General features: G+C 43.1%; 14 protein-coding genes. 11 read left to right on the top strand and 3 right to left on the bottom strand.

The window, feature by feature from the left end; all coding sequences use genetic code 11:
- Positions 1 to 23 precede the first annotated feature (23 nt).
- Both SNE25_RS31090 and SNE25_RS31085 read right to left on the bottom strand, forming a co-directional pair.
- Positions 24 to 1,862, bottom strand: a complete 1,839-nt coding sequence (locus SNE25_RS31090) for a DEAD/DEAH box helicase (protein ID WP_321562897.1) — start codon at positions 1,860 to 1,862, stop codon at positions 24 to 26.
- A gap of 368 nt (positions 1,863 to 2,230) precedes the next feature.
- Positions 2,231 to 2,698 (bottom strand): DUF4293 domain-containing protein, encoded by a 468-nt coding sequence (locus SNE25_RS31085; RefSeq protein ID WP_321562896.1) that lies wholly within the window; start codon positions 2,696 to 2,698, stop codon positions 2,231 to 2,233.
- A 136-nt stretch (positions 2,699 to 2,834) separates the two neighbouring features.
- Between SNE25_RS31085 and SNE25_RS31080 the strand changes: the two genes are divergently transcribed.
- The 3 genes from SNE25_RS31080 to SNE25_RS31070 all read left to right on the top strand — a co-directional run bounded on the left by SNE25_RS31080 (position 2,835) and on the right by SNE25_RS31070 (position 6,306).
- Entirely contained in the window at positions 2,835 to 3,365 is a 531-nt protein-coding gene (locus SNE25_RS31080) for a DUF892 family protein (protein WP_321562895.1), read from the top strand.
- A gap of 232 nt (positions 3,366 to 3,597) precedes the next feature.
- Entirely contained in the window at positions 3,598 to 4,395 is a 798-nt protein-coding gene (truA, locus tag SNE25_RS31075; RefSeq protein WP_321562894.1) for a tRNA pseudouridine(38-40) synthase TruA, read from the top strand.
- A gap of 111 nt (positions 4,396 to 4,506) precedes the next feature.
- Positions 4,507 to 6,306 carry an ABC transporter ATP-binding protein gene (locus SNE25_RS31070; RefSeq protein ID WP_321562893.1) on the top strand — a complete coding sequence of 600 codons (1,800 nt, stop codon included), beginning with the start codon at positions 4,507 to 4,509 and terminating at the stop codon, positions 6,304 to 6,306.
- Positions 6,307 to 6,412: 106 nt separating this feature from the next.
- On the opposite strand, the gene SNE25_RS31065 is transcribed toward SNE25_RS31070, so the two are convergent.
- On the bottom strand, positions 6,413 to 6,646 hold the full coding sequence (locus SNE25_RS31065; protein ID WP_321562892.1) for a hypothetical protein: 234 nt from the start codon (positions 6,644 to 6,646) through the stop codon (positions 6,413 to 6,415).
- 332 nt (positions 6,647 to 6,978) lie between these two features.
- Here SNE25_RS31065 and SNE25_RS31060 point away from each other — a divergent pair, with 332 nt between their 5' ends.
- The 8 genes from SNE25_RS31060 to SNE25_RS31025 all read left to right on the top strand — a co-directional run bounded on the left by SNE25_RS31060 (position 6,979) and on the right by SNE25_RS31025 (position 16,231).
- Positions 6,979 to 7,857 carry a cell division protein FtsX gene (locus SNE25_RS31060; protein WP_321566270.1) on the top strand — a complete coding sequence of 293 codons (879 nt, stop codon included), beginning with the start codon at positions 6,979 to 6,981 and terminating at the stop codon, positions 7,855 to 7,857.
- Positions 7,858 to 7,999: 142 nt separating this feature from the next.
- The gene (locus tag SNE25_RS31055) at positions 8,000 to 8,281 is read left to right on the top strand and encodes a DUF3098 domain-containing protein (RefSeq protein ID WP_321562891.1); all 282 of its coding nucleotides are present in this window, start codon (positions 8,000 to 8,002) and stop codon (positions 8,279 to 8,281) included.
- A 35-nt stretch (positions 8,282 to 8,316) separates the two neighbouring features.
- On the top strand, positions 8,317 to 9,111 hold the full coding sequence (locus SNE25_RS31050) for an undecaprenyl-diphosphate phosphatase (RefSeq protein ID WP_321562890.1): 795 nt from the start codon (positions 8,317 to 8,319) through the stop codon (positions 9,109 to 9,111).
- A gap of 86 nt (positions 9,112 to 9,197) precedes the next feature.
- Entirely contained in the window at positions 9,198 to 9,995 is a 798-nt protein-coding gene (truB, locus tag SNE25_RS31045) for a tRNA pseudouridine(55) synthase TruB (RefSeq protein WP_321562889.1), read from the top strand.
- A gap of 76 nt (positions 9,996 to 10,071) precedes the next feature.
- Positions 10,072 to 10,995, top strand: a complete 924-nt coding sequence (locus SNE25_RS31040) for a bifunctional riboflavin kinase/FAD synthetase (protein ID WP_321562888.1) — start codon at positions 10,072 to 10,074, stop codon at positions 10,993 to 10,995.
- A 174-nt stretch (positions 10,996 to 11,169) separates the two neighbouring features.
- Positions 11,170 to 14,478, top strand: a complete 3,309-nt coding sequence (secA, locus tag SNE25_RS31035; RefSeq protein ID WP_321562887.1) for a preprotein translocase subunit SecA — start codon at positions 11,170 to 11,172, stop codon at positions 14,476 to 14,478.
- Positions 14,479 to 14,589: 111 nt separating this feature from the next.
- A complete protein-coding gene (locus tag SNE25_RS31030) occupies positions 14,590 to 15,054 on the top strand; it encodes an SPOR domain-containing protein (RefSeq protein ID WP_321562886.1) in 465 nt (154 codons plus the stop codon).
- The gene (locus tag SNE25_RS31025; protein ID WP_321562885.1) at positions 15,047 to 16,231 is read left to right on the top strand and encodes a M20 metallopeptidase family protein; all 1,185 of its coding nucleotides are present in this window, start codon (positions 15,047 to 15,049) and stop codon (positions 16,229 to 16,231) included. The genes SNE25_RS31030 and SNE25_RS31025 overlap by 8 nt, the downstream gene beginning before the upstream one ends.
- Positions 16,232 to 16,311: the final 80 nt, after the last annotated feature.

Below are 16,311 nucleotides of genomic sequence, written 5' to 3'. Positions count from 1 at the left end.
TCTAAAAGTCTTGATTCTCTTTATTAGAATCTTCTGCGACGTTCAGGTCGATCTTCACGGCTTTTGCCAGAGAAATCACGGAAACCGCTGTTGCTTCTTTCGCCACCACGATAACCGCCTTCGCGACGGTCACCACCACGGTAACCTCCACCACCTTCACGGCGTTCGCCGCCACGGTAGCCGCCTTCACGACGTTCGCCGCCACCACGGTAACCTCCGCCTTCACGACGTTCGCTGGTTCCCTCGCCAGATATCTCTATCCTTACAGGGCGACCTTTGTATTCGATCTCTTTATAAGCGGTCATTACTTTTTCGACGTCCTCATGCGGAACTTCAAAAAATGAATAAACACCTTTAACATCAATTTTACCAACAGTACGGCCGCTTATTTTGGTAGTGTTGCAAATGTAACCAAGCAAATCGCCGCGGTTAAATTCATCAACAGAACCTAAGTTTATAAATAAACGGGTGTAAGCTGACTTGCCTCCTGATGCGCGATCTCCACGTTCTTCAAAACGGGCACGACCTTCTTCAACACCAGCATTCAGATCTGGCGCGTTTTTGTAATAATCAAGGAAACGGTTAAACTCAATGGAAGCAAAACGTTTTATAAAATCCTCTTTGCTTACATCTTTAAACTCTTCAATGATGCGCGGCAGGTATTGTTCAATCTGCTCTTCGTTAACAGTTACGTTATGTACTTTATGTACTATCGAGAACAATTGTTTTTCGCAAACGTCAAAACCTGTAGGTATTTCGGCTTTTACAAACTTTTTACCTATAACGCGCTCAATCTGGCGTATTTTACCAAGCTCTTTACCGTTAACAATGGCTATAGATACACCGGTTTTACCGGCACGGGCTGTACGGCCGCTGCGGTGGGTGTAGTTTTCGACTTCATCAGGTAACGAGTAGTTGATAACGTGTGTAACATCATTAACATCAATACCACGGGCGGCAACATCGGTAGCAATTAACAGCTGCAGGTTGCGCTCACGGTAGCGTTTCATTACTTTGTCGCGTTGTTGCTGTGACAGGTCACCATGTAAAGAGTCGGCATTGTAACCGTCTTTAATAAGGGCCTCTGCAATATCCTGGGTTTCTATTTTGGTGCGGCAAAATACAATACCAAAAATATCAGGGTTAAAGTCAACAATACGTTTAAATGCGGCATACTTATCACGGGCACGTACAATGTAGTATTCGTGCTCAATGTTGGCATTGCCGGTATTTTTTGTTCCCATGGTAAGCTCAAAAGGCTCATCCATGTATTTTTTTGCTATGCGCCTAACTTCAGCAGGCATGGTAGCCGAAAACAGCCAGGTTTTTTTCTCGTCGGGTGTGGTAGATAAAATATTATCAATGTCTTCCTGAAAGCCCATGTTGAGCATTTCATCAGCTTCATCCAATACTACGTATTTTACCTGCGAAAAATCTATCGCCTTGCGGTTGATGATGTCAAGCATACGGCCTGGTGTGGCCACAACGATCTGTACACCGCGTTTAATCTGGCGTAACTGATCTGAAATACTTGCACCACCATAAACGGCAACAACGTGAACGTTGTTCATTTGTTTGGCGTAGTTTTTAATGTCGTTCGTGATCTGTAAACAGAGTTCACGCGTTGGGCATAAAACAAGTGCCTGTGGATGATTTTCTTCGAAATCCAACAGCTCTAATAATGGTAGGCCAAAGGCAGCAGTCTTACCGGTCCCGGTTTGGGCTAATCCGACAAAATCGTTGCTGCCTGTTAACAATACCGGGATTGACTGTTCCTGGATTGGTGTAGGATTTTCAAATCCTAACTCAGAGATGGCATTAACAATATCATGACGGATTCCCAGTTGAATAAATGGGTTCATGAATTAAAATAACGAATTTGGCAACATCGCCAAATCGGGCGCAAAGATAGCAACTTTAAATTTAAATTCCTATGCCTTTTTTATTTATTGCCAATATGGGATTTTCTGGCTCAAAAAGCAGCTGTTTTTTGCAGTTTTGATACTTGTGTGAGGGGCAAAACTTGCTTTGTATCAGGAATATAGGGCTTGGGCGGGTTCTGCGGTTTAAACTCGCCCCGGCATCGCTTCACTTACCGATCCTCTCTTTGGCTTTGCAGCAAAGAGGGTTAAGTATAATGTCTTTTATCTTTAGTTCTTTTATTAGTTCTTAATCCTCTTTCCACCGCAGGCTTAAAGGGTTGCCCAGCGAAGCACAGGCGGGTAAATCTTTACCTCAACCTATCAGCCGATTTTATCAGCTTTTCATCTCTTTGAATGCTTTTGGCAGCCATGATCAGCAATACAATGCTTATCGAGGTAAGGAATAATCCAATACCCATGGTGCGCGCATCGAGCTGGATGCTGCCTACTGCGCCTTTAACGGTTTGGGCCATCCAAAAGCTATAACCAATTAAGATCACTATGGCAGCATAGCAAAGCATTATTTGTTGTTTGCGGTTTTTGAACAGAAAAATAATGACCAGCGGTATTAACCCCGCAATGGCAGTTGCGGCCGTAAGGGCTGTAAAAGATTCGGTATGTTTTTGCGCGCCATTATCGTCCTGGAGAATTCCTGTAACCATAATGCTTACTGGTTTGCCGGCTACATAAACATTGTGCGCCAGTGGAAAAAAGAACAGGGCAAACAGCACAAGGCTGGCAAATAACAGGTAAACGCTTTGTATTCGTTGCAGCATGATAGTAAAATTATAAAGGCAAATATAATTGTTTTAATTATTGCCGCAGGGCATTTTTATTGATCGGTGAATTTGCTTTTAATGATAAATTAATGCTGTATATTTATAATGATTTTCCGATTAAATAACTAGTGCAATGACCCGACCCCCAGTTAATGACCTTTCTCCACAGGATGTGAAGTTTGAAGACGAGCATTTAAAAAAAATATTTCTGGAACACCTCAACAGCATTTATTGCGGCAAACAACACCTGATAAATTTTTTTGAAGAGATTAAAGGTTTGGCAACACTGCAGTTTTTAAAAAACGCTATTCAGGAGTGTACTAACGACGCCGCAGAACAATTGCAGCACCTCGACGGCATATTTAATTCCATCAGCGAAGATCAGTCTAAAATCAGTGTTTTGGGGATGAAGGCCATGACCCTTGAAGCCTATATATCGGCCATTAAGGCGGGTAAAACTCCAATGGAGCGCGATGTTTTTATCGTTTTTTACCTGCAGTTAATTGAAGGTATTGAGGTTACTTATTTTAAGGTATTAAAAAACCTGGCAAGGGCCATAGGGTACAGCAATACTTTTTTAGATAAACCTTTTAACCAGGCGGTGGAAGACAGGATCATGTTTGAGTCTATCTATAAAGAATATATCAGCGAGCCGGCTCCGTAAGCCGACTCACCCGATCTGCGCTTCGCTGGACCACCCTCTACGGCTCCGCCGCAAAGAGGGTTTGGAAAAATGCAATTTTTTATCCCTCCCCCAAAAAAGAAAATCCCCTCTTTGCGCCGCAGGCGTAGAGAGCGTCGGCGAGCGAAGCGATGCCGGGGTGAGTCTTCACCTGCCCCCTCAACTTTGACCAAATAATGAATTCCCTTACCCCGCATATTGTTAACTTTGCCGCGTGACGGCTAAACAACGCTATTTTATTGAACTGGCTTATGATGGCACCAACTATCATGGCTGGCAGGTACAGCAAAATGCTGAAAGTGTGCAGGAGGTACTGAATAAGGCCCTGGCAACTATTTTGCGGCAACCTGTTGAAACCACTGGCTGCGGCCGTACCGATACAGGCGTGCATGCCCGTGAATTTTTTGCGCATTTTGATGTGGAGCCCTACAATCCATTGTCCACAGGCGGTGGTGAAATCAATAACCATGAACCATCGGTCATCGATTATGGACTAAAAATTCGCAGTTTAAATTCAATTCTTCCGCCAGATATCGCCATAAAAAATATCATTCCGGTTCATGTCTGTGCGCATGCACGGTTTGATGCTACTCTACGATCATATCAATACCATATACATTTTAATAAAGACCCTTTTTTACGCGGATATTCATGGCAATTGCGTGATGTGCCCGATATAGACCTGATGAACCAGGCCGCTGCCATCATGATGGAATATATTGATTTTAGCTGTTTCAGTAAATCAAATACACAGGTTAAAACCAATAATTGTAAAATAAGCCGGGCCGTATGGGAAAGAACGGAGCAGGGTATGGTTTTCCATATTTCGGCCGATAGGTTTTTACGAAACATGGTGCGGGCCATCGTGGGCACGCTGATGATGGTAGGCAAGCAGGAAATAGCACCCGAAGCCGTGCGCCAGATAATTGAAAGTAAAAACCGCTCAAATGCCGGTACCAGCGTACCCGCCTGCGGGTTGTATTTAACGGAGGTGAAGTATACCTACCTGTAGGTGGTTATATCGGATTTCGGAATTTCGATTTCGGAATTGTGATAGATAAATATTTAAGAGTTGTATTATTGTATAAATCCGAAATCGAACATCCGAAATCCAAAATAAAAAATGTCTGAAGTAACCGGAAAAGCGCTTGATTGGAAACTGTTAAAACGGGTGATGCACTACGTAAAACCCTACAACGGCACATTTGTGGTAGCCGCGTTCTTAACCATTTTCTTAGCAGTAAGCGCGCTCATACAGCCAATTCTTATTCAGCGTACACTTGATGTTAATATCCTGAATGATGATTATGACGGACTGGTGTTCATGGTGGCGCTCATGATAGCGCAGCTTATTGTACAAACCGTAGCGCAATATTATCAGACCTACTTAACCAACTCGTTAGGTCAATCTGTTATCCGCGATCTGCGGATAGACATTTTTAACCACATTACCAGTCTTCGCCTTAAATATTTCGACCGTACACCTATCGGAATGCTGATTACCCGTACCGTGTCTGATCTGGAAACCATTGCTGATATATTTTCGGAAGGGCTTATTTCTATCATGGGCGATATGCTTCTGGTATTAGCGGTAATTGGTTTCATGCTGTACCAGGACTGGAAACTGGCCCTTATTACGCTTATCCCGATGCCATTCTTGTTTGCTTCAACCTATGTTTTTAAAGAGGCTATTAAGTCGTCTTTTCAGGAAGTACGTACGCAGGTTGCCCGCTTAAATACCTTTTTGGCCGAGCATATTTCGGGCATCAGTATTATACAGCTGTTTGCCCGCGAAGATCAGGAAATGCGCAAGTTTAAGGCGGTTAACAAAAAATACAGGGATGCCAACATCCGCTCCAATTGGTATTACTCCATATTTTTCCCCGTTGTTGAAATATTGTTTGCCATTTGTATGGGTCTGTTGGTATGGTACGGCTGTAAGCGCATGCTGTCTGATAGTCAGCTGTCGGCTATTTCGGCACGCCCCGGCGGTATCACCCCGGGTGTTATCACTGGCTTTATTGTATTGCTCAATATGCTTTTCAGGCCTATACGCCAGTTGGCCGATAAATTTAATACCCTGCAAATGGGTATGGTAGGCGCCGACCGCATATTTAAGGTGCTTGATACCGACGAAGTAGCTGTTGATAACGGACAGATCAATACCGGTCGTTTGCAGGGCGATATTGAATTTAACAAAGTATGGTTTGCTTATAATGATGAAAATTGGGTATTAAAGGACATCAACTTTCGCGTAAAACCGGGCGAAACACTGGCCCTTGTTGGTGCTACCGGTGCCGGTAAATCATCTACCATTAATATACTGAACCGCTTTTATGAAATTGGAGCCGGCACTGTAAAGGTAGACGGGCACGATATACGCGAATACCAGGTGGAGTTTTTGCGCTCGCAGATAGCCACTGTTATTCAGGATGTATTTTTATTTACCGATACCATTGGCAACAACATCAGTCTTAACAATACTAGCATTACCCGGGAAGAGATCATAGTTGCCGCTAAAGATGTGGGCGCGCATGAATTTATAGAACGCCTGCCCGGCGGATACGATTATAACGTGATGGAAAGGGGCTCTACGCTTTCGGCAGGGCAGGCACAGCTCATCTCATTTATCAGGGCGCTAGTATACAACCCGGCAATATTGGTGCTGGACGAAGCTACCTCATCTGTTGATACCGAAACGGAGATACTGATACAGAATGCCATTAATAAATTGATGCAAGGGCGTACGGCCATAGTAATTGCACACCGTCTGTCAACCATACAAAACGCCGACCGCATCATAGTGCTCGATCACGGCGAGATCATGGAAAGCGGTACCCACCAGGAACTCCTTAAAATTGAAAATGGCCACTACCGTAAACTCTACGATCTGCAGTTTAACTCAGCAGGTATAGCGAGGTAGAGGTTTTAAAAATACGGGTGTCAGTCTGAGCTTATCGAAGACTCGCGTGTAACGGCCTCTCCGCACCATCCTTCGACGAGCTCAGGATGACAGCCACAATTCGTAACTACGGCTGCACCTTGCCCTTATCCATTCCCTTTTCCTTGGGCGGGTTTTTTATCGGGTCAACAGGTTGCTCTTCCTTCTCGTGCTTTTTGGCGATATTGCCTCCGTGGGGTTTATCGGCATGGTATTGTTTGTCTTCCTTACGTACTTTGCTTTTGCCGCCGTCGTCACGCGGCCGGTTGGTAGGCGTATCTGAGGGCGATGGTTTGGCAGATGAATTTGCTGGCTTTGTCATATGGTATTAACAAATGGATCAATGCTTTGTTTAAGGCTGTCTGAACCGGGATTAGGCGGATTAATCAGATTTTTGGATTTTGACCTGCAAAGTGAAATCGTATTAACTCCTAACTTATTTAATCAGGGTTCAGACAAAAGCGTTAATAAATGTTAAAACTATTGGTGTAATAAGGTATTAAACAATATTTATAACCAATAAACTTTTACCTTTAGGGCGGGTTTCTTATTTTCGCACAAATATAGATGTGAGATATCAGATGTTAGATATGAGACAGCTTCAGGCAAGTTGTTTTATCTCAAATCTCAAATCTCATGTCTCAAATCTCAGACATGGAAGAATTTGAAGCAAGCGCATCGACAAAAAAAATAAAAACCATATACATATCTACTGTATTTGGTATTGCTATGGTGCTGGTAATGATAGGTTTATTAGGGCTTATACTGGTACACGCCAATAACTTGTCGCGCTATGTAAAGGAAAACATTGTGCTCAACATTTTTGTGGATGATGCCGCCCATGAAACCGATGTGCTTCAATTACAGAAACAGCTGGATGCTAACCCAATGGTTAAGCAGACCCAGTATGTAAGCAAGGAATTGGCCGCACGTAATCTGCAAAAAGACTTGGGCGAGGATTTTGTAAAATTCTTAGGATATAACCCTCTTTCACAGTCACTTGACGTATACTTAAAAGCCGATTATGCCAATAATAAAGACATTGAAAAATTTAAAGCTGACCTGCTGAAAAATTCGTTGGTAAAAGAAGTAAAGTACCAGCAATCACTGGTTGACCAGATGAACCAGAATGTGACTTCCATCAGTTTGGTGATTTTGGTGTTTGCAGGTATATTTGTGGTACTTTCTGTAGCTTTAATAAACAATACCATCAGACTGGCTATTTATTCACAACGTTTCCTGATCAAATCGATGCAGCTGGTAGGAGCTACCAAAGGATTTATCCGCAAACCATTTTTACTCTATGGTATATGGCATGGGCTTTTGGGCGGTTTAATAGCCATAATTATACTGGTAGCCACCCTTTACCTGGGTTACAAGCAAGTGCCCGATTTGGTAATGCTGCAAAACTATACTGAGTTTGGCATAGTGTTTTTAGGGGTTATAGGCATTGGGATATTTATTTCGGCCTTTAGTACCTTTTTGGCGGTTAATAAGTTTTTACGTTTAAAAATATATGATTTATACAGATAAGTTTTAAGTCAAAATTAAAAAGTCAAAATTCAAAACCTGCAAGGGTGATGATCAGCGATATAGTAAATAAAGAATTAAATTGTGAGTTTGAAAAGGGTTTCAATCAATAACCCACAAACTCAATAAATCAATAATTAAAAATATGGCACAGCAATTTAAGCCGGCTTCAACTGTGAAAACAACAGCACAAGCTGCAAAACCAGCATCAAAAACAACCGCTACCGAGTCGGTACAGTTTATATTTGATAAAAGCAATTACAGGTTGCTGATCATCAGTGTGGCTGTAGTAGCTTTTGGTTTTGTACTCATGTCGGGCACTACAGATATTTATAGCACAACTAAAATTGTTATCGCACCAATTGTGGTATTAGGAGGATTTGCATTGGGCTTTTTCGCGATATTAAAAAAGCCGTCAACTAACTAACTGCAATTAGCTAAATCTTCACATCTACCCTACAAATGAATATTATTCACGTTATTATCCTTGCCATAATTGAAGGGATAACAGAATTTTTACCGGTTTCGTCAACCGGGCACATGATTGTTGCCTCATCACTAATGGGCATAGCTGCCGACCCTTTTGTTAAACTTTTTACCATTGCTATACAGCTGGGCGCCATACTATCTGTAGTGGTGTTGTACCATAAGCGATTTTTACAGTCGGTTAATTTTTATTTGAAGTTGTTAGTGGCGTTTATCCCCGCGGCAATATTTGGCGTACTATTCAGTAAAAAGATCGATGCTTTATTAGAAAGCGCGCTTACCGTAGGTATTACCCTGTTTGTGGGTGGTATTATATTGTTGTTTGTTGACAAATGGTTTAATAAACCAACTGTTAAAGAAGAAAAGGATATCAATTATTTCACCGCGCTTAAAATTGGTTTTTTCCAGTGTTTGGCTATGATTCCCGGTACCTCACGTTCGGCAGCAACCATTGTGGGTGGCATGTCGCAAAAATTAACCCGTACGGCCGCGGCCGAGTTTTCTTTCTTCCTGGCGGTGCCAACCATGTTTGCGGCAACCGCTAAAAAGCTATACGATTTTCATAAAGAAGGCCATATATTCAGTGGCGAAGAGATTAAGCTGCTTGCTATTGGTAATATAATAGCCTTTATAGTAGCCATGCTGGCTATTAAAACCTTTATTACCTTTCTTGAGCGTAAGGGTTTCAGGATATTTGGCTGGTACCGTATTGTGATTGGCGCGGTAATTATCGGTTTGATACTGACCGGGCATCAATTGGAAACTATTTAGTCTTATTGTCTGAACCGTGATTTAGGTGATTAAAGGATTATTATGATTTATCCTTTAGGCCTTTAATCACGTAAATGATGGTTCAGATGAAAAATCCTGATTCACACAAAATCCCTACCTTTGCCCCAAATACCCGGGGATATCCGGTAAAAAGAATCATATTGAAAAAAACTTATACCAGACCAGAAGAATTTGCCGAAGGTCAGTTGCTGTTGGTTAATAAACCTTACAAGTGGACGAGCTTTGATGTAGTGGGCAAAATTCGCAATTCATTTAAACCGCTTAAATTAAAGGTGGGGCATGCAGGTACGCTTGACCCGCTGGCTACCGGACTGCTTATTATTTGCACCGGTAAAATGACCAAGCAGATAGATACCTTTCAGGCCGAAGAAAAGGAATACACCGGTACTATGGTCCTTGGAGCTACCACGCCGTCTTATGATATGGAAACGGAGCCTGATAATAAATTCGACATCAGCCAACTTACCGAAGAACTGCTGCGTAATAACTGCAAACAGTTTACCGGCGATATACAGCAGTACCCTCCTGTGCACTCTGCCATAAAAATTGACGGAGAGCGTTTATATGAAAAAGCCCGCAGGGGCGAAGACGTAGAACTGCGCCTGCGTAATGTAACCATCTCGGAGTTTGAGTTAACCCGCGTTGAACTACCAGAAGTTGATTTCAGGGTGGTTTGCAGCAAGGGCACTTATATCCGGTCGCTGGTACATGATTTTGGCGCTGCATTAAACAACGGTGCATACCTGTCAAGGTTAAAGCGAACCCGCAGCGGTAATTTCAATATAACTGATGCCTGGGAGGTTATGGAACTGGTAAACATGATCAAAGGACTGAAAATAGCGCAAGAGCCAGCGGCCGAATAATACATTTCTGCGTCAAAATATCAGCCTGATTTAACACGATCAACTAAAAAATTAACTTTGTGTTTTTACTCATACAATGAGGGTATATAATCATATTGACGAGTTTACAGCGGTAAAAAATGCAGTGGTAACCATCGGTACTTTTGATGGGGTGCATATTGGTCACCGCAAAATTATTTCGGGAATAAAAGAGCTGGCCGACAGTACCAATGGCGAAACAGTTATTTTAACTTTTTTCCCCCATCCCCGCATGATCCTGCACCCGGAGGATGAAAGCCTGAAACTGATCACTACCATTACCGAAAAGGCGCAGTTGATGGAGCAGCTCGGAGTGGACCACCTGATCATTACGCCGTTTTCAAGAGATTTTTCAAATCAGACCGCTGAGGGCTATATCCGCGATGTATTGGTCAATAAAATAGGTACCAAAAAAATTGTAATCGGTTACGACCACCGTTTTGGTAAAGACAGGCAGGGCGGTCTGGAAGACCTCTTGAGACTTGGTCCGGTGTATGGTTTTGATGTAGTTGAAATACCTGAGCAGGACATAAACGAGGTAGCCATCAGCTCAACCCGTATCAGAAATGCTTTGTTGGAAGGGAAAATTGATTTGGCTAATTCTTATTTAGGTTATCCATTCTTCATTACGGGATCTGTGATCCGTGGCGACCAGCTGGGCAGGCAACTGGGTTATCCGACAGCCAACATCGTAGTGGAAGAAAAGTATAAGCTCATTCCGTCTGACGGTATTTTTGCTGTAACAGTAAATGTAGGCGGCAAACAACATAAAGGAATGGCTTATATAGGCACCCGTCCCACTGTTAATGGCCTTACCCACAACATAGAGGTGAATATTTTTGATTTTGACCAGGAGATATACAACCAACCCATCCGTATGAATTTCCACCATTATGTACGCGGTGATATTAAGTTTTCATCACTTGATGAACTTAAAGTACAACTGGCAAAAGATAAAGAGGACGTGCTGGCTTTGCTGTAACCGCACCCAACCCTCCCCAAAGGGGAGAACTTTTAAGACATTAATCCAAGTTTTTTTAAAAAGTCTCCCCAATCGGGGGAGATTTAGAGGGGGTTTTGTACCTTTACCTGTCAATATGGCTCAGTAAGTTGCCTTGGCGCAATTGTTGAGTTTGTAGGATCATATCAAATTAATATGTTAGATTTTATCAGTAAGCTTTTTGGAAGCAAATCAGAACGGGATGTAAAAGCAATACAGCCTATAGTTGAAAAAATTAAGGCTGAATTTGCAAAACTCGACAACATCAGTAATGATGAGCTTAGAGCTAAAACCATAGATTTTAAAGAAACCATTGCCCAGGGGCTTTCGGGTATTGATAGTGAAATACAAGCTATTAAAGACCGTACCGAAACCGAGCTGGACATGGATGTGAGCGAAAAAGTGGAGCTTTACACCCAGTTAGATAAGCTGGAAAAAGACCGCAATAAAGAGCTTGAAGATATATTGATGAATATTTTGCCAGAGGCCTTTGCCGTGGTAAAAGAAACCGCACGCCGTTTTGCAGGCAATAAAACAATTGAAGTTACTGCCACTCAGTTTGACCGTGAACTTGCCGCGCGTAAAAATAACGTAGTAATTAAAGGTGATACAGCTATACACCACAATACCTGGCTTGCTGCCGGTAACGAGGTAACCTGGGATATGGTACATTATGATGTACAGCTGATAGGCGGTATCGTACTGCATCAAGGTAAAATATCAGAAATGGCCACAGGTGAGGGTAAAACGCTGGTAGCCACGCTGCCTGCATACTTAAACGCCCTTGCCGGGCAAGGCGTTCACATTGTAACCGTGAACGATTACCTGGCCCGTCGTGACAGTGAATGGATGGGGCCGTTGTATGAATTCCATGGCTTATCGGTTGATTGTATTGACAAACATGAGCCGAATTCAGAAGAGCGTCGTGCTGCTTACCTGGCTGATATTACTTTTGGTACCAATAATGAATTTGGTTTTGATTACCTGCGTGACAATATGACACGCAGCCCTGAAGAACTGGTTCAGCGTAAATTGCACTATGCAATGGTGGATGAGGTCGATTCAGTTTTAATTGATGATGCCCGTACCCCTTTAATTATATCAGGCCCAATTCCGCGTGGTGATGAACATGAATTTTATGAGTTAAAACCGCGCATTGAGCGTTTGGTTAATGCGCAGAAAGCTTATGTTAATGGCGTGCTGAACGAAGCTAAAAAAGCCATTAGCGAAGGTAATGCCGATGCTGATGGCGGTGGCTTAGCTTTATTGCGCGCCTTTAGGGGATTGCCGAAAAGCAAAGCGCTGATCAAATTTTTGAGCGAGGGTGGTAACCGGACAATTTTGCAGAAGGTTGAAAACCACTACATGCAGGATCAGGGTAAGGATATGCCAAAGGTTGATGCCGAGCTTTACTTTGTTATCGACGAAAAAAACAATCAGGTTGAACTGGCCGAAAAAGGTATCGAACTGATAACTTCTTCCGGCGAAGATCCTCACTTTTTTGTGATGCCTGATGTAGGTACCGAGATTGCAGAGATCGAAAAATCAAACCTTAGCGCCGAAGAGAAGATTGCCCGCAAGGATGAGCTGATGCGCGATTTTTCTATAAAATCTGAACGTATTCATTCGGTTAACCAGCTGTTAAAAGCTTACACCCTGTTTGAAAAAGATACTGAGTATATTTTGGACGAAGGCAAGGTGAAAATTGTTGATGAGCAAACAGGCCGTGTATTGGATGGCCGTCGTTACTCTGATGGTTTACACCAGGCTATTGAAGCTAAAGAAAATGTAAAGGTTGAGGATGCGACACAAACTTTCGCTACCATCACCCTGCAAAACTATTTCCGTATGTACCACAAACTTTGTGGTATGACAGGTACTGCTGTTACTGAGGCCGGTGAGTTTTGGGAAATTTATAAACTTGATGTGGTAGAGATACCAACCAATACCAAAATAAGCCGCGACGACAGGCAGGATCTTGTTTACCGTACAGTACGCGAAAAATATAACGCCGTAGCTGAAGAAATTGTTAAGCTGACAGAAGCCGGCAGGCCGGTGTTGGTTGGTACAACCTCGGTTGAAATTTCAGAATTACTGAGCCGTATGCTTAAGCTGCGCGGCATCAAACATAACGTGCTGAATGCCAAGATGCACCAGAAAGAGGCTGATATTGTGGCCGAAGCTGGTAAAACAAGTACAGTGACTATCGCTACAAACATGGCTGGTCGTGGTACGGATATTAAACTGGGGCCTGGCGTTAAAGACGCTGGCGGTTTGGCCATTGTTGGTACGGAGCGCCATGAGTCGCGCCGCGTTGACAGGCAGTTGCGTGGCCGTGCAGGTAGGCAAGGCGACCCGGGTTCATCTCAGTTCTTCGTATCGTTAGAGGATAACCTGATGCGTTTGTTCGGTTCAGAGCGTATATCAAACCTGATGGTGCGTATGGGTATTGAGGAGGGCGAAGTTATTCAGCACTCTATGATCTCCAAATCTATTGAGCGTGCTCAGAAAAAGGTAGAAGAGAACAACTTTGGTATCCGTAAACGTTTGCTCGAGTATGATGATGTGATGAACTCACAGCGTACCGTTATTTATACAAAACGTAAAAATGCTTTATTTGGCGAACGTTTGGACGTTGATTTGAGCAATACCATTTTTGATGTTGTTGAAGACATTGCTACCGAATATAAAGAATCAAATAACTACGAAGGGTTTACCCTGGAGGTGATCCGTTTGTTCTCAGTTGACATTGAACTTGATATTGATGAGTTTGCCTCAAAAAATATAGCCGCGCTAACCGACAGGACTTTCCAAACGGTGATGGACTTTTACAAACGTAAAGCCGAAGCGGTAGCTCAACAAGCTTACCCTGTTCTGAAAGATGTATTTGATACCCGCGGGCAATATGTTGAAAATATAGTGGTACCGTTTAGCGATGGTATTCATGGCATACAGGTATCAGTTCCGTTGAAAAAGGCAGTAGAAAATCATGGTGTTGAGGTATTTAAATCGTTTGAAAAGAACGTAACCCTGTACATGATTGATGATGCCTGGAAAGAGCACCTGCGCGAAATGGACGAGTTAAAACAATCTGTACAGAACGCGGTTTATGAGCAAAAAGACCCATTATTGGTTTACAAATTTGAAGCTTTTGAATTGTTCAGGGGCATGCTTACCAATGTGAATAAAGAGATTGTAAGCTTCCTGTTCAGAGGTGGTATCCCAGTTCAGCAGCAGGCTGATGAGGTAAGGGAAGCAAGACCAGAGCCAAAGCTCGATCTGCGTAAAATGAAAACCACTAAAGCCGAACTGGTAAATGAAAGCGGAGGTGTACCAATGGACGATTTCCGCGAGCCGCAAAAAGCTACCCCTGTTAGGGTGGAAAATAAAATAGGTCGTAATGACCCATGCCCTTGCGGTAGCGGCAAAAAGTATAAAAATTGCCACGGCGTAGGGCAAAATTAAGAATCTAATGTAAGGCCTGTCATCGAGCCTGTCGAAGGATCGTGAGTAGAGGCCTGCCCGCCATGCTTCGACAGGTTCAGCATGACAGGCTCATTTTAATAAGATAACAAAATGAAAAAAGCAGTATTTGATCATAAAGCTAATTTTAGCCTCATCAAATACTGCTTTTTCTTTATACTGCTAATTGCATCTTCCCGTTCCTTTGCGCAGCAAACCCGCGGCAAAGTGGAGGTAATTAAAGACCCGCTTGTTGATACCCTGATAGCTAAAAGGCTGGAAATGAATAACGCGGTCGGTGTGCCAACTACATTCTCCTCATACGGTTACCGGGTACAGATATTCAGCGGCTCAAACCGTAAAGATGCCTTTAACGCGCAAGCCCGTTTGCAGGATCAGTATCCTGAGTTGCGTACCTATATAATTTACAGCGAACCTAATTTTAAAGTTCGCGCCGGCGATTTCAGGACCCGTCTGGAAGCGCAAAAACTGATGCAGGAACTTCGGTCTTCATTTTCGAGCCTGTTCATCATTTCCGAAAAAATAAACCTCCCTAAAACGGAATCCGATAATGATTAAAGAGCAAATACAAGAATTATCCAGCAAAATATTTAACGATGTGGTAGCCAATCGCCGCCATTTGCATAGCCACCCAGAGTTATCTTTTCATGAGTTGCAGACCTCGGTTTTTGTAGCCAACAAATTGGAAGAACTTGGCCTGGAATATCATAAAATGGCCGATACCGGTTTGGTAGCCCTCATTAAGGGTGATAAGCCTTCGGATAATGTAGTAGCCCTGCGTGCCGATATGGACGCACTGCCTATTACTGAGGCTAATGATGTGCCGTACAAATCGCAAAATGTAGGTGTAATGCACGCCTGTGGGCATGATGCACATACCTCGTCATTACTGGGCACGGCCCGCATTTTAACCGAATTGAAAAGCCAGTTTGCTGGTACAGTTAAATTGATATTCCAACCGGCCGAAGAGAAATTGCCGGGTGGGGCCAGTATCATGATCAAGGAAGGCGTACTTGAAAACCCTAAACCACATGCCGTATTAGGCCAGCATGTAATGCCGCTTATTGAGGCCGGTAAGGTGGGTTTCCGTGCAGGTAAATACATGGCCTCGACAGATGAGCTTTATGTTACCGTTAAAGGTAAGGGAGGTCATGGCGCGCAGCCACAGCAAAATATTGACCCGGTTATTATTACCGCTCATATATTAACCGCCTTGCAGCAGGTGGTTAGCCGTTTTGCCGACCCTAAAAGTCCGTCGGTATTATCATTTGGTAAAGTGATTGCCAATGGCGCTACCAATGTGATTCCAAATGAAGTTTACCTGGAGGGTACTTTTCGTACCATGGACGAGAAATGGCGTGAGGAAGCTCATAAACGCATGAAGAAAATGGCTGAAGGTATTGCCGAAAGCATGGGCGGAAGCTGCGAGTTTAATATTATGCGCGGTTATCCTTTCCTGATCAATGAAGAAAAATTGACAGCGGCGACTCGTGGCCATGCTGAAGACTACTTGGGTAAAGAAAATGTGCTTGACCTTGATATATGGATGGCTGCAGAAGACTTTGCCTACTACTCACAGGTAGCCGACTCTTGTTTTTATCGTTTAGGTACCCGTAATGAAAGCCGCGGCATTACTTCATCAGTACATACCCCAACTTTTGATGTGGAAGAGGATGCGTTTAAAATAAGCACAGGACTCATGGCATACCTGGCCATTAAGCAGCTGGGGAATTAATATATAAGTTCATCGGTTCATTTGTTCACTGGTTCGTTAGTAAAAATGTTAATCCAGTGAATAAATAACGCGTGAACTAA

This window comes from Mucilaginibacter sabulilitoris, from assembly GCF_034262375.1.
Taxonomy (GTDB): Bacteria; Bacteroidota; Bacteroidia; order Sphingobacteriales; family Sphingobacteriaceae; genus Mucilaginibacter; species Mucilaginibacter sabulilitoris.
The sequence above is the reverse complement of the archived record's forward strand: the minus strand, read 5'-3'. Positions and strand labels throughout refer to the sequence as shown.